At 46.2% G+C, this 15258-nt stretch carries 9 protein-coding genes; 5 read left to right on the top strand and 4 right to left on the bottom strand.

Features of this window, described 5'->3' with window-relative positions; all coding sequences use genetic code 11:
- Nucleotides 1-75: 75 nt before the first annotated feature.
- Genes atpH through atpG form a run of 3 tightly spaced genes read left to right on the top strand, consistent with a single transcriptional unit; the run spans nt 76 to nt 3087 of the window.
- Nucleotides 76-627: an ATP synthase F1 subunit delta gene (gene atpH, locus K2Y22_03420; protein ID MBX9877484.1), complete on the top strand. Its 552-nt coding sequence runs from the start codon at nt 76-78 to the stop codon at nt 625-627.
- Between the two features lie 37 nt (nt 628-664).
- Nucleotides 665-2188, top strand: a complete 1524-nt coding sequence (atpA, locus tag K2Y22_03415) for a F0F1 ATP synthase subunit alpha (GenBank protein ID MBX9877483.1) — start codon at nt 665-667, stop codon at nt 2186-2188.
- Between the two features lie 17 nt (nt 2189-2205).
- On the top strand, nt 2206-3087 hold the full coding sequence (gene atpG, locus K2Y22_03410; protein MBX9877482.1) for an ATP synthase F1 subunit gamma: 882 nt from the start codon (nt 2206-2208) through the stop codon (nt 3085-3087).
- Nucleotides 3088-3174: 87 nt separating this feature from the next.
- Here atpG and K2Y22_03405 read toward each other — a convergent pair whose 3' ends face one another.
- Nucleotides 3175-3699: a hypothetical protein gene (locus tag K2Y22_03405; protein ID MBX9877481.1), complete on the bottom strand. Its 525-nt coding sequence runs from the start codon at nt 3697-3699 to the stop codon at nt 3175-3177.
- 1 nt (nt 3700) lies between these two features.
- On the bottom strand, nt 3701-10303 hold the full coding sequence (locus tag K2Y22_03400; GenBank protein ID MBX9877480.1) for a hypothetical protein: 6603 nt from the start codon (nt 10301-10303) through the stop codon (nt 3701-3703).
- 256 nt (nt 10304-10559) lie between these two features.
- Between K2Y22_03400 and K2Y22_03395 the strand changes: the two genes are divergently transcribed.
- Nucleotides 10560-12011 (top strand): SpoIID/LytB domain-containing protein, encoded by a 1452-nt coding sequence (locus K2Y22_03395; GenBank protein MBX9877479.1) that lies wholly within the window; start codon nt 10560-10562, stop codon nt 12009-12011.
- A gap of 17 nt (nt 12012-12028) precedes the next feature.
- Nucleotides 12029-13291 carry a site-2 protease family protein gene (locus tag K2Y22_03390; protein ID MBX9877478.1) on the top strand — a complete coding sequence of 421 codons (1263 nt, stop codon included), beginning with the start codon at nt 12029-12031 and terminating at the stop codon, nt 13289-13291.
- Here K2Y22_03390 and K2Y22_03385 read toward each other — a convergent pair.
- Nucleotides 13288-13656, bottom strand: a complete 369-nt coding sequence (locus tag K2Y22_03385; GenBank protein MBX9877477.1) for a DUF962 domain-containing protein — start codon at nt 13654-13656, stop codon at nt 13288-13290. The two genes, K2Y22_03390 and K2Y22_03385, sit on opposite strands and share 4 nt — an antisense overlap.
- A gap of 50 nt (nt 13657-13706) precedes the next feature.
- On the bottom strand, nt 13707-15176 hold the full coding sequence (locus K2Y22_03380) for a tetratricopeptide repeat protein (GenBank protein MBX9877476.1): 1470 nt from the start codon (nt 15174-15176) through the stop codon (nt 13707-13709).
- Nucleotides 15177-15258: the final 82 nt, after the last annotated feature.

The following is a 15258-nucleotide window of genomic DNA, read 5'->3' as shown; positions in this document are numbered from 1 at the left end:
GAGCCAAGCTGGGTAGCTGGATAGCTAAGCGAAGGAGAGGCTCTGCGAGCCGGAGCGATAAAAAGGGTTATTTAAATGAAGTCCGAACAGACTAACGTTGCTGAAAGATACGCCGAAGCTGTGCTGGAATTGGCGCAGTCCGCCGGTGGTGATCTCGACGAGAAAGTTCTCGCCGATATAACAGCCGTCAATAAAGTTATTGGTGAAGCAAATGATTTTGCAACCGTTCTTGCTCACCCAGGAATTCCTGGTGCTGAGAAGAAGAAAATGGTTGTAGACATGTTCAAGAAGCATGTGCAGGAAAGCACATTGCGTCTTCTTGAGCTTCTCATTGATAAGCGTCGTTTTGAACTCTTGCCGCTTATCGAGAGCGAATATAAGAGACTTCTGTTTGCTCGCAAGAATATTGTTTCAGCCACTTTGACCAGTGCTGAACAGCTTGATGATGCAACAGTTCAAGGCATCAAGAAGAAAATTGCCGACAAGCTCGGCAAGAAGCTTGAGCTTGATGTCCAAGTGGATCAGTCCCTCATTGGAGGCGCTGTGCTCCGCATTGGCGATCAAGTAATCGATGGTAGTTTGCTAGGCAAACTGCAATCGTTGGAAAAGGTTTTAGTTTCCGTTTAATACACAAAGTTTAGGAACGAAGTAGAGGATCAAACAAATGGCAATCAGACCGGACGAAATCACTTCCGTATTAAAGACACAATTGGAGCAATACCGTGCTTCTTTGAACGTCACCAACGTAGGAAGCGTTATCCAGGTAGGTGATGGTATCGCCCGTATTTTCGGGATGGAAAAGGCCATGGCCGGTGAACTAGTTGAGTTTGCCGACGAAGACAAAACCATGGGTATGGTTTTGAACCTTGAAGAAGACAACGTCGGTGTTGTAATTCTCGACGAAGGCAAAAAGATTCAAGAGGGAATGACGGTTAAGACAACCGGACGTATCGCTTCTTGCCCAGTCGGTGAAGCACTCCTCGGTCGTGTGGTTGACCCATTGGGTGTTCCACTCGATGGCAAAGGACCAATTCAAGCAACAGAATTCCGTCCAATCGAATTCAAAGCTCCTGGTATCGTCAGCCGTCAATCGGTATGCGAACCATTGATGACTGGTATCTCCGCTATCGACGGTATGATTCCAATCGGTCGTGGTCAGCGTGAACTTATCATCGGGGATCGCCAAACTGGTAAGACAGCTATCGCTATCGACACAATCATCAACCAAAAGAATCAGCCGAATCGCCCAATCTGTATTTATGTAGCTATCGGACAAAAAGAATCCAACGTAGCTCGTCTGCAAAAGATTCTTGAAGAGCACGGCGCGATGGAATACTCCATCATCGTTAACGCTCCAGCTACAGCATCAGCAGCCATGCAATTCTTGGCACCATATGCCGGAGCTGCTATGGGTGAGTACTTCATGTTCAAAGGTCAACACGCCTTGAACGTATACGATGACTTATCTAGACACGCTCAAGCCTACCGCGCAATGAGCTTGCTCTTGCGTCGTCCGCCAGGTCGTGAAGCTTATCCAGGAGACGTATTCTACTTGCATAGCCGCCTACTTGAGCGTGCTTCCAAGTTGAGCGAAAAGCTGGGTGGTGGATCACTGACAGCTTTGCCGATTATCGAAACACAAGCAGGCGACGTTTCCGCATACATTCCGACAAACGTGATTTCAATCACCGACGGTCAGATATTCCTGGAAACAGACTTGTTCTACGCAGGCGTACGCCCAGCTATTAACGCTGGTATCTCCGTATCCCGTGTAGGTGGCGCCGCTCAAACAAAAGCCATGAAAACAGTGGCTGGTAAGTTGCGTCTCGACCTAGCCCAATTCCGTGAATTGGAAGCATTTGCTCAATTCGCATCTGATTTGGACAAAGCAACACAAGACCAAATCCGCCGCGGTCAGAAGTTGATCGAAGTATTGAAGCAACCTCAATACCAACCATTGTCCTTGGCTCAACAGGTCTCCATCATCTTCGCCGCCAACAAAGGCGTCTTGGACGATGTAGATAGCAAAGACATCGGCAAGTTCAAGACTGAATGGTTCAAGTATCTCGCTGCTCAAGGCAAGGAAGTTGAAACCAAGTTGAACTCTGGCAGCAAGCCGACCGAGCAAGAAGAAAAAGCCCTTCACGATCAACTCGTGAAGTTCAAGGACAATTTCTTCAAGGCATAAAAGGAACGTCGTAAACCATGGCAAACCTAAAGGCAATTCGCCGGCGCATTAAAAGCGTTCAGTCCACACAAAAAATCACGAAAGCCATGAAAATGGTGGCCGCGGCCAAAGTACGTCGTGCACAAGCAAGAGTGCTGGCTGCCCGTCCATTTACGCAGCGTGTAGTGAAGATGCTCAGAGAAGTGGTGCGTGACACCGCTGCCTTTGATGTGCAGGACTTGCCGCTTTTGCACCGTCGCGAAGTAAAGTCTGTTGGACTCTTGGTAATCACATCTGATCGTGGTCTGTGTGGTTCGTACAACACAACCATTTTCAGAAAGACACTGGATAGAATTCAGACTCTGCAAAAAGAAGGCAAGGAAGTCAAACTTATCCTTGTTGGTATGAAGGCAGTTCTCTTCTTCCGTAATATCAAAGTCGAAAAACTAAAAACCTACACATTGCTTCCGGCAATCCCAACAGTTGAAGAAGCAAAGCTTATTGCTGACCAAGCCGGCGAGATGTTCGTTAAAGGCACTATTGATGCGGTAGAAATAATTGGTACCGACTTTATTTCAATGCTTCGTTCCGAAGTTATAAATACAAAGTTCTTGCCAGTTGAGATGCCACCGGCAGAAGAGCATATTGCTCTGCAACCGGAAATGCTTTTTGAGCCAACAGTTCAAGAAGTACTGGAATTGCAACTACTGCCGAAATACATTGAAAACGTCATCTACCAAGCATTGCTTGAAGCATCTGCTTCCGAGCTGGCTGCCCGTATGACCGCCATGAGCAACGCCTCAACCAACGCTCAAGACCTGATCAACTCGCTGACGCTCGTCTACAACAAGGCACGTCAAGCAAGCATCACTCAGGAACTTCTTGAAATCGTCGGCGGCGCTGAAGCTCTCAAGGGCTAGACAGACTAAGACATCGTCATTCAATTGTAGGGGCGCATTGCATGCGCCCGTTTCAGGAAGCCGAAGGGCTCAGATGACAATGTGGAATCACCTCCACGCTATCGTCTTCAAAGCCTCGTTGAAGTAGTGCTTAAACGCCTCATAGTCTTTTGCCGGCGCTAGGAAGTGTACTTCCTGAACTAGGTGTGTCTTTGGATTAGCATGGATGAAAATGCCCACATCGTGCAAATCCGGCTCAATCCAAGTACCCTCAAAACGCAGGACCGTACGTCCGTTAATTTCCTCAGTCTGTGCGACAGTCAATTTGAAGTCTTCCGAGTCACAATCTTCAAATAGCATAAGCTCCAGCGATTCAATCTCCTCATTGCTCAAGACGTGCGTAGGATTACTCAATAAACGACCAAAGTTATCTCCTTCGTCTTCTCCTAGTGGGTTGCCTCGGAAGTAAAAGACAAGACGCACGTTTGGGTTATCCGTGCGATGAAAGTTTTTCACATACCGAGAGTGATGCCACTCGGAAGGGTCCATGAATTGCTGGACAAAGCCTGAGGGAATGGACATGAATTTGATCTGTCCCTCGTCAACTAAAGCTATGCTATTGGTGCTCGTCATATTATTCGGTGCCTAATCTACCATTTGGATCTTGCATTGCGTCAAAAAGCTGCTCAAGAGGAATTTTTATATTGTGCTTTTTGCCCCATTGGTTTGTGATATCCACATTGGTCCCATCGAAGTCCCATGCATTAATTACATGCCAATCGTGCTTTATGCCGGTGGCGTCACTAGCGTCCATATGCTGACCGAAGGGTGGTTGTGCTGCATTTACATAAATGATAGCCGGCAATTTATTGTCCCTTTTCCATTTTATTAACTGTTCGGATAATTCTTCTTTCGATGTTATGTCGATACGGATATCACTTTCTGCTTTTGTGCGAGTGCGCATGACTACGAAAGGTTGGTCTTCTGCAATGCCGGTGACTTCCTCGCTTATACGTTTGAAGTGATCCAGTGACATTTTCGGCTGGTTAATATAGTTTCCTCGTTCGCTCTTGCAATATTCACGAGCCTTTGGCTTCTTGATCAATAACACTTCTTGCTCCGTGAGTGGTGTCTTTTTGTCTAGTTGTCTTTCTGGTTTCCCGGGTTGCCTGTCCAGCTTGCCGAATTTTTTGCCGTACTCAATCTCTCCGAATTGCGTAGCTCGCACTACCGGATTACCACCGGGAGCATCATAGAGAATATCGCCAGGATTTAAGCTGGAATTTGCAACCTGGTTATTGGCATCAAAGAGTTTTTCTATTTTGGAGCGTCCCAGAATACCAATGACTTGGTGCTTGGAGTCGAATACTAGATCTTCCTGCTTTAGATTTAGGGGTTGCTTGTGTTCATCGAAAACCTCGTCTCCTGATGACCAAGTGCGTTTTACCTTGTTGTTTCCGTCATAAATTTTCGTTGCGTCATTCGGATCAATTTTGCCGAGTACTTTGCCGTAACGGTCAAAGGCGATATTCGGTGGATTCATAATGCCTTCAGCAGAGACGATCGCAGACATCTCCTTCCATCCTGTATTCACCATAGCAATTTGTGTCATCTGGCTTAGCCAACTCCTCTGACCGTCCATAACTAAGACGTTGTGATGTCCATCGCGCTGGAGCCTTAGGTTTTTTCTAGCTTCAGCATCCGGTCTTAGTCCGTCAACTACTTGTGACATATCAATCACTTTGCCCGATGTGGTGATAAATTTTCCATGCTCGGCGATATCAGCGGCAAATTGGGCCATAGCTACAGGATGTCTAGCCCAACATCTCTTCTCGATTGTTGTGACATTACAAGTATTATTTTGTCCTTGGTCGATGTCGCGTGCATGCACTGCATTGTAGAGCACTTGTTCAGCCAGTTCCCTGCGTGCTGCTCTGGAACCAATGGCTTGGTCCTTGCTATCATCCATCAAGCGATTGAGATGTTTGTAGAATACTGCTTTATCATCCAAGGACATCTTTGTTTCTGCTGCCATGGCATCGAAGCTGGTAAGAAGTCTTGAAAATCGGAAGATACGTTTGTTGACAATATTGGGTGTTTTTTCAGCTAACTTAGTATCGCCTATTTCATGAAATGCATCGGAACTATTTTTGTCTAATCGCGCTGCTTCCACTTCTATATTGGCGTGGTGAACGGCTCGTCCCTCTCCGTAATGAAATTGTTGAGAACCATCTGGAAATGTGACGGTGCGGACAGCATCTCTATCGAATGTGTAACTGCCATCTGGATTCGTCTCAATTTTCTTTAGTGTTGGCAATGGCTCGATGGATTCGCTGCCATCTGCGTGACGCGTGCGCATCTGAAATGAACCGGCATGTTTTTCGTAAGTAACAACGTCAGTACCCTGCTTGTACTTAATCGTCGCTACTTCATTGGTCGTCGGATCGTACGTATATTGTCGCAATTCACCATTGTTGTGCAGGCATTCAATTAATTGTCCAGATGAGTTTATCGTTCTGCTGGTTTTTGCAATACGGTCATTTACTGTGATTTCATTATTGTGGCTGTACAGGATTTCTCCATCTCGCCAGGGGATTGCTGCCAAATTGTCGCTAATTAATACAGGCTCTCCGGTTGCTTTTGGCACGCCATCTGCGCGGGAAAGCCTGGACATTGTGATGCCGATGCGGGACGCAGTCATCGCTTCAGCTCTGGGTTTCCCAATTATTGCATTAACGCCATCTCGATTACTGCCGAGATCATATTGCCAAAGTAATCGTATTTCTTCTCCTACAGGAGGAATTTGATCTGATGAGATACGCTTAGATAGATTTTGATCAAGAGTCTTGGAAAGATGTTCCGCTTGTAATTCGCTGACCAGTCCAATTTCTTGCTTGCAATAGGCGACAGCCCTGTCATATCTATTATCCTTGATTATTTCATCAAGCATTTTTCTATGTTTGGAAAGCTCGTCGAAGTCTTTGGCTGCTACAGATCGTATTTGCGTTTTGAGAATAGACGGATAACGGTGCTGGAATCTTTGTATGCGTTCTTCTTGAACCATCGACGTGAACAATTCGAGCCGCTTTGCCGCCTGTTGCAGGCGTTCTGATGGACTTTTCTGCGCTAAATTATGATATCGTTCGATTGAAGCAGCCAGATCGCTGCTGGTGCTTGCGTAAGCAAACCTCACGTCTTCTTCAGTGAGTTGGCAGGCTTCGGCAAGTTGACGGATTTCTGCCGGTGTTCTGCCGGAAATTGTTCGTCGAGCAGCCAGCTCGCTGTCGCTTGTATCAACAATTTCGCTAAGTTTGCCCAAAAATGATGCTTCTGGTTTGGGTTCTGGTGGTTTCTCGATAATTTCCGGCTGTGACTCGACTTTAGGTTTGGTTGTGATGTAACCGTCGACACGTGCTCGGACATTTTTTAGTAGCCTTGTATAGGCAAGCATTTGGCTAACTGTTTCTTTGAGTACAGGGTCTGTAGTGGAGGGCAGTGTTTGTTCGAACTGTTTTTCGTACAGCGAAAGTTGCTCATCATTTAGAGCGCGTAGCTGTTGCCTGAAATCTTCCGGCACTTTGTCGAAGGCTCTGCTCGACTTTTCCAAAGGTGTGGGCGTAGCAATTTCTGTCTTTGGTCTTTGTTTTTCGAGTGTTGTGTCTGGAGGTTCAATCCATTCTGATTTTGGTGGCAAGGAGGCAGCTTCTAGAAATGGTGGAGCGTCTATACAATCTCTGCGGCGTGGAGCAGTTTCGACAACGACGTCGTCCTTCTTGAAATAATATGGCTCCTTGCCAACGATAATTTGTTTGCCGTCGGAAATTACTCGTGTGCCGGGGCCGGCATATAGATGTCCCTGTGCGTCCTTGCCGATAATGACGTTGGTTAGACCCTGTACGCCTTTTCCGACAGCTTTAAAGCCGAAGTGAAAGAGGGTTCCACCAACAGCTGCCGCCTGTCCTGAAAGCTCGAGGCGTTTTAGTAGTGTTGTCGGACTCTCGTAGCCGACGGCAGTGGAGGCAATTTCAGCGAAAGTTGCACCTGCTACTGACGCCGTAATACTGGTAGCTAGTTGATCGCCTTCGTGCCATAGTTTTCCTTTGAAGGAGTTTAGTACTTCTTGTTTGCGATGCTGTTGAATCGACTTGGCGATTAAATCAATCTGTTCATCATTGGCTTTCGGAGCAATTGATTTGGCAATTGCCTTTGCGTCATTCATACAAGTCTTCGGTGACCCGAAGACTTTATCCATTGTCGTTTGCTCAAGTTTGCCTTCAAGAATTTGTGCCGCGTCATCTTTTAGAACTGATTTAAGTGCGTTGTTGGATGCTAGTTCGCTAACTGTCTTTTCTCCGGCAGTTGAGGCAACCTTGCTGAATTTTCCAAGTGAAACAAATCTTCCGGAGCTGAATGCTTGACCGCCAAGGGAATTCAGTACGCCTGTCATGGTTCCTTTGTACAATTCTTTTTGGAAACTTTCTTGTGATGTGTCAAAGTCCCCGCTCATCACAGCTTGTTTGATGCCGAGTCTACCTGCCGCGCTTAATGCTGCAGTTCGAGCTAGCAGTGCCGGCGTGAGTTCCGGCTGTGCGATAGAGGCAATAACAGCACCTGCTGTTAGCGTCGCGTCAGCTAGTTGTTCTGACATCTCTTCTTTATTGCGAGTATAGTCCTTTTGCGCAGACCAATATTTCTTTAGAGAAGATTGGTACTTCATCAAGGCTGTAGCAATTTCTTGTTTCTTTTCCGGGGACAGATTCTCTAATGAATCTTTTTGTTTGTCTGTTAGACCATCTTTTACTTGTCGATAGAATGATTCAGCTGCTCGTGAATATCTACTAGACATGCGCTGATCGGGTGAATATGCCTCTGACAGACTGTCCAATGGTCCTGAATGTTTGGTTTGTTCAATCTGTGTATTGATGATCTTTTGCTCGGCGGTGTCATCGGCATGACGCAAGCTTTGTAATATTCTTGCCTTATCGACCGGATCTTTGATCTGTTGCAAAATATCTGCGTGCATTACACTCTGGTACTTAGCAAAGTATTGATCAGAGAGTTCTTTGCGCTGGATGACTGACATTTGATCCATTAGTGCTTCAATCTGCTCTGCGCTGGCTCCGCGCCCAAGTGAAAATGCACGTATCTGATCTAGTGTCGTTAGCTTTGTGTCTTGCTTGGACAGGATGGAGTGAATGAATTCGCTTTCTTTGCCCTTGCCGAAAACGACTTCTTGAAGTTTTGGTGCTAGTTGTCCTTTGAGAAGATGCTGTTTCTCGTCAGCACTTAGGGATAGAAGATCATTTGCCGACAATTTCTTGTCGCCGGCGACAAAGAGTTTTTGCTCTAGGGATAGTTGTCCTTGTGTCAACAGCTGTTTAGATAATTTGTCTTCAGCTGATGAAGTGATGTCTTGTGCGAGCTCGCCTTGTCGTCGCATGCGCTCCGGCGCATTTAGCATCGCTGAAATCGGATTGAGATTACTTGGATCCGTCATGTCTTTCCACATGTTGCCGGCGATAGCTGCATTGCGAGCATCTTCGGATACTCGTTTTAGCGCGGAGGAAAAGGCTGCTTGTAATTCCTTGTCCTCACCGTTCAACTTGGTTACCAGTTCCGGATTGGTTTTCAAAATGTCTTCAAGTTGCCTGACGGCATCCAATCCGGAGACGCCACTTTTGTTCATCTCCAGAATTTGTTGGCGAGGATCCGTTTTTTCTTCTTTTGTTGCGGACTTAGTATCCAGCAACATGCCAGTCCATTCTTTTAATTGTTTTGAGTCGTACTTCGAAGCGCTGCGCAAGGCTTCAAAAACATCAAGGTAATATCTGTTGGCGGCTTTTTCTTCTTCGGTTTCTTTTGGTCTTAGATCGGCAAGACCACGCCCTTGTTGAAAGAGTTTCTTCTCATCTTCCGTTGCCGACATTAGCCGTTGTGTGATTGCTTCACGGCTCGGTGAAAGTGAAAATTGATACATTTGCAAATCAGTGAGCAACTTGGTGTCATTTAGCTCTGCATAATCATGAGCAATCTGTTTGTCTCGACTATCAAATGGACCGGAATAGGTATCGTCGATTTTCTTCGAACCTTCGGACGTTCTAAAGTATTCACGAGCCGCTGGAGATTGCATGGCATCTTTGAAGACTTCTAGATTTTTTGCTTTTAAGGCAACTTCCCCAAGTTCGCGCGATTGTTGTTTGTCAGCAGTCCATTTATCTCTTCCTGTAAGTGTCACGTCCAACACTTGTTGAGCAGTCGTGGAGAGATATTGCGAAGACCGAAGTTCCTGGAATAATCCTGAGTCTCGTATCTCTTTGCCGTCCATTCCGGAGACTATGTGCAGAATCGCATTTTCCTTGCTGGAGGACCAATTATCTTTGAGCCCACCCATTAAAACTTTGATACTGCCTTTATAGTCGGTGCCGCTGTCCGGATGATCAAGTGTTGCTTCTATCTGCGCGATAGATTCGTTATTGAGTGCCCCTTGATGTAGCCAATTTCTAAACGGCATTTTTAATTCGTTGCTCAGCTCAGCCTCAATCTGTTGGCGCTCGGCTTTGTTTAGTGGAGCAAGTAAATTTACAGTTGTGTCAGCGCCTTCTTTAGAGAACCCTTGCAATGATTCAACTATCTTGTGCGCGTAATGAACTGCTTGAGTATTTTCGAGAGGAAGATTGTCTTGTCTATCAGGTCTGTCCAATATGGCAATTAGACTATTTAAGTCTCCCGGTCTCTGGCTAAGAAGTGTTTGGAGTTCTTGGCGGAAATCTTGCTTCTTGTTGAGCACCATTTCCACTGCCCGCCGGTCGCTCAATTTGAGACCTTCAAGCAGTCGAGCTATTTGTTTGGTGTCCGGATCCGGCGCGCCCATACCGGCAAAAGATCGTCTATCAATACACTCCCTAATTTGTTTTGCCAGGCTTTCAATTTGCTGGTCGTCGAGGTCCCAGGATTTTCTAACTTCGTCTGACTTAAGCACCCGGCCCTCGACAATACTGTCGCCTACAAGTTCAGGCTGAGGAAACCCAGCCGGCAAGGTTGGCGCAAAGGCGGTTACAGTCTGATTTTCAGGTGCCCAGGCGGTCTCCGATAACTTCTGGGAAGCCTGGAATTGCGGTGCTTTTTCGCCTTTGTCTATATTGTCTGTGTCCTGAGGTTTGACGGCAGAGGCTTCCTGCCCATGATTAGGCAGAGGCTTTTTCTCTGGATTGTTGGTCCCTTCTGGTTTTTCGGGCATTCGCTGTGTCTTAACCCTCTGGCTTTATGTAGCCGGAGTCGCAAGTTAATTGGACTGGAAGTGTCCTATTAACTTAATTAGAAATTGACTTGTGCTCTTTCTACTTACCCGGCAGAACCCGAAATAATCGCCCTGGGTGCCTTTTCAGCCAAAGTTAAGCCTCTAGGCAAATAGTTTTATGGAACATCTAAGTGTTCAAGGGGGACTATAATGTTGCCCTAAGACAGCGTCTTACTAGAAAGTTCGAAGGACTACGGTGGATTATCAGCCAGGACAACCGACTGAGGAAGAACTAGCCGCAGGTATGGCGGCGGTTTTTGCTTTTATGGAGACCCGGGAAGCTGAAAAAACGACTACTAGCAATTGGAAACAAGCTAGCTACTTGGAGTCAACTGCAGGTTCTTTTCGACTTAGTGCGCGTCCGACAAAGTTCAAAGGCAGTCTTTGGAATGTCGCTTCCCGTTTGCTGCCGATTGCTTTGATTTTTGGGTTTAGTGTAAGCGCCGTGTCTTCGCAAGAGTTGCGACCAGCAATACCGGAAGCTCAAGGAAATAGTTTTTCCCAAATGCTCAAAGTTGGTTTGTCGTTAGGTTCAGACAAGTTGGATCTAAACACGCCTGATGGAGCTGACATTATTGATCAGGCAACTGGCGAAATTGTCGGCAGTTCAGGTCCATCTCAGAAGTTTATTGTGGCATCGAAGAGAGGAACTCTTTCCGTTTCAGTAGCTGATGCCACCACTACGAGCGCTCTGAAGCCGGTAAGTTACACACCAAATGCGCCTCAAGATATAGATAAAGGCTGGCATGGTGTTTTGCTAGGACTAGCCGGACAAAATGGTTATGTAGTGACACCAAAAAATCCGGATGGCTTAGTTGGCGTCAACGGCAAGCTTTATCGCGGGCAACTGTTACTTACGCCTAATCGCTCAAGCAACGACAAACTCAACGTGATCAACTTGGTTGATTTGGAAGATTACCTTCTTTCTGTTTTGCCGTCGGAGATGCCGTCACAGTGGCATCCGGAAGCACTTAAAGCACAAGCTATTGCTGCGCGCTCATACGCGATGGCCAATTTAGGCAAGCATGCAACAGATGGCTATGATGTGAAAGCCAATACGGAAGATCAAGTTTACACAGGCGTTGCACAAGAAACAGAAGCCGGAAATTTAGCAGTGGCACAAACGCAAGGAATTGTTCTCAAACAATTCGGCAAAATAATCACGGCATATTTTCATAGCGGCGGCGGTGGACACACGGAAGCGCCAGAATCAGTGTGGGGAGGGGCCAGAAGTTATCTTCAATCTGTGCCTGACTTTGATGACGCATCACCGAAGTTTTCCTGGCTACAGGACTCATCAACTGACGCTCTTGAAGAAACATTGCGAAAGAACAAAGTCGATGTTGGCTCACTGTTAAACATAGAAATTCTCTCGCGCAGTGATGCCATGAGAGTGCAAAAGATGCTCATATCCGGTAGTAAAGCGGCTCGAGTGGTCTCTGGTGAGCAATTCAGACGATTTCTCGCTCTGCCAAGTACCAAATTTAACGTCGGTGTCGAGGCAGGCAGGTACGTTTTTGCCGGGCGCGGCTTTGGACATGGACTTGGGCTTTCACAGTGGGGAGCCAAGGCGTTGGCGGAAAATGGTTATAATGCTCCCCAAATACTTAAGTACTATTATAAGGATGTCATGCTGGACTACATCTAGCCTTTAGGAATTAAATTGTGGAACATCTGTTAGCGCAAACTTTTGCAGTCTTCGTAATGCTGGCAATTCTCAGCATACTTATTCTTGTCCATGAATTTGGACATTTTTCAGTTGCAAGATTTTTTGGTTTTCAAACGCCTGTATTTGGATTTGGATTGCCATTCGGTCCATATGCAGTTCTTGGAAAGAAATGGGGAACAGAATTCCGCGTTTACGCGTGCTTGCTTGGTGGCTTTGTTGCTATCCCTGAATTAGGTGATGAATCAAGTACTCATGAAGAAACATTCGGGCTGCAACTAAAACCATTCCGAAAATTCCCAATTTGGCAACGCATTTGTGTGGCGCTTGCCGGTGTGACATTCAACGTTATCTTTGCTTACTTTGTGATGGCTGCAATGCTTTTCTCTTTTGGTGAGCCGGCGCAACCGACAATTGTTCATTCACTTATTGCCAGCAATCCAATTGCCAAAGAAGCCGGAATTCAAATTGGTGACCAGATACTTGAAATCGACGGCTATACGGTAACCACTACCGATGAAGCCGTGCACCTTTTGGTTGCGCGCAAAATGCAAGAAGTCAGCGTCAAGGTTATTCGTGACGGTAAAGACATGCTTGTACCGATGACGACAAACAAAGATGGCAAAGTTGGTATGGCGCTTGTTTCAAAAGGTCCCATTAGCTATCACAAAGTTGATGGTGGATTTCTCAATGTAATGATGCTTGCCGGTGAAAGACTTTGGGTCTTAACAGCAAGTATGCTCGATGCAATGGGGCAGATGATAGTTGGAGTTGCCTCCGGTGGTCATGCCGGTGGTGTTAACGGGCAGCCTGCTTTTAGCGTGCAGGATTTGCACGGTGTTCTTGCCGTTATCAAAATTGGTGCAGATATTGCCCAGCAAGACTGGAGTCAACTGTTCTTGTTCACCATTATGATCTCTGTCGACCTGGCAATTATTAACGTCTTGCCGTGGCCGGCACTTGATGGTTGGCACGTGTTTGCCATGCTCATTGAAGCGGTACGTGGAAAGCCGATGCACGATACTACTCATGGAGAGATAGTGAAGTGGGGCTTTATCAGCCTGCTTGTCTTAATGGCAGTTGTTATGGTCAACGACGTAACTGCATTACTCACAGGCAAGTTGGACCTGAAGAAGAAAGACAAGACTCAAATTGAAGCTCCTAAGGATGAGAAGCCATCGCTTCAAACTCCGCCTGCAGAAGAAGCTTCAAAAGAAGAAACCACCAAGGATTCGGCAGTGCCGGCACCGGCTACACCTTAACCAAGGTCGTAAGTATTTGGTTCGTTAAGCGGCTCAACACTCTTGCGGGATGCTTCGTCGAGAAATTGTATCCACTCTTCGGTGACGAATGTCAGCGCCGCTAAAATAGTTGCGGGACTGCGCATTTCTGTCATAAACATTGGACGGTTATGTTGATAAACAATATGTCCAATGAATTGAAATATCCAACCGATTACAAACATGCCTGTGGCAAGTCTCTTGTTAAAGAATGACACCGGGATCGATAATGCGATGAGAGGGACCCCTATCATATGCGTAATTCGGCACCCTTTTGTGCTGTGCTGTCGTCTATATTCAGCCAGCTGACTTTGAAATTCATCTATCTTCAAGATGTGATCGAGCATAAGGGTACCTATTTTCGGAGTGCCTATATTTTATATACCCTATCAGGTTTCTAGTAACCACGCTTGAGGGTCTGCTGCTGTTTCGCTCTTTCGCGAGCATCCGCCTGCTGTAGCGCCACAATGTGCTTTGGATCGTAAGGATATTTGCCGGCTAATTCATGAAATTGCTGATACATCATGCCGGCTTCGGCAGGCAAACCCACCTTTTCCAGCACATAAGCGATGTTGTAATAGGCTCCGTCAAACTGTGGATTTAATGTAACTGCCGTCTGGTATTGCGAAAGAGCCCCATTGAGGTCGCCTGTTGCTTCAAGCGTAAATCCTAGATTCTGCATCGCTTCAAAGCTGGCGGGGTTCAACTCAAGGGCTTTGTTGAAACTCTGGCGAGCACCCTGCAAATTATTATCTTCGAATTGTCCAAGTCCTCGTGCAACTAGCGCGTCAACTTCAGCGGGATCAAACACAACAATTTGATCTTTCTTGCTTCTCTTTTTCTGTTTTGCTTCCTTGCGCAATTGCATTTCCAATTCGGCAATGTGTTTGAGAATTGCTTGATTGTCCTTAGTAACAGAAGCTGCCTCCTTCCAAGCATCCACTGATTCTATTCGCTTGCCTTTGAATTCCATGCAGCGGGCAATGATGCGTTTGATTGCCACAGGATCAATTTTTGGGTAGTTCTTTGTATCGCCGTAAGAGGGACTTATCTTCTCAGCTTCTTTTACTTCAAGCATGCAACGATCAAGGTCACCTCTGTAGTATCGTAGTTTGCCAAGTTCAAAATGTGCTGCTGCATGGCGTGGGTCAATTGCCAAAACAGTGCGATATTCTTTTTCCGCATCATCCAGTCTGCCGTCGGCACAGTAGATGGTGCCTAAGTAATAATGCACCATTGGATTGTCCGGAACTAAACGAGCGCATGTAAGGAGTTTATCCAACGCGGCGTTGTTATCACCAATGCCTGCACGTTCAAATATGGCTAGCCCCAAATCTCTTTGGGCATCATAAAAATCAGGCTTCAAACGTGTTGCCGTTTCAAACCTATCAATGGCGCCATCAAGATCACCCTTCTCTTTTAGAATTTGTCCCAATTGATAGTAAGGAGGCGGATACTTAGGATTGATTTCAATGGATCTAAGAAATTGATTTTGCGCTTCGTGAGTCCTGTTCATCCTGCGCAATAAAACTCCGTAGTTATAAGTGCATTCAACGAAGTTGCTGTCTATATTCAAGGCGGTGCGAAAGTATCTCTCGGCTTCCGGGTTATTGCCTGTTTCCATATAACAAAGTCCCAAATATTGTTGGGCATTTTTGTTGTCCGGATCGTAGCCAATAGAACGCTTTAACTGTTCGATGGCACCGAGATAGTCACCATTTTGAATGAGGGACATGGCTTGCTGATAATGCTGTCGAGCGTACGGTGAGTCACGTTCTGCAAGGCAGATGTTGCTTGAGTCACAGATTATGAAACCAATGGATAAGACGAGCAGGAGGGCAAATTTAGCTGCCTGCAATTTCACCATTACTAATCTCCACTGCAAATTGGGGCTTCAGGCTACTAACCATAATAGCCTCCGCCAAATAATTTGTCATGGAATCCCAATG

The sequence above is a fragment of the Candidatus Obscuribacterales bacterium genome, assembly GCA_019744775.1.
GTDB lineage: Bacteria > Cyanobacteriota > Vampirovibrionia > Obscuribacterales > Obscuribacteraceae > SBAT01.
This window is presented reverse-complemented; position numbering and strand designations above follow the sequence as displayed.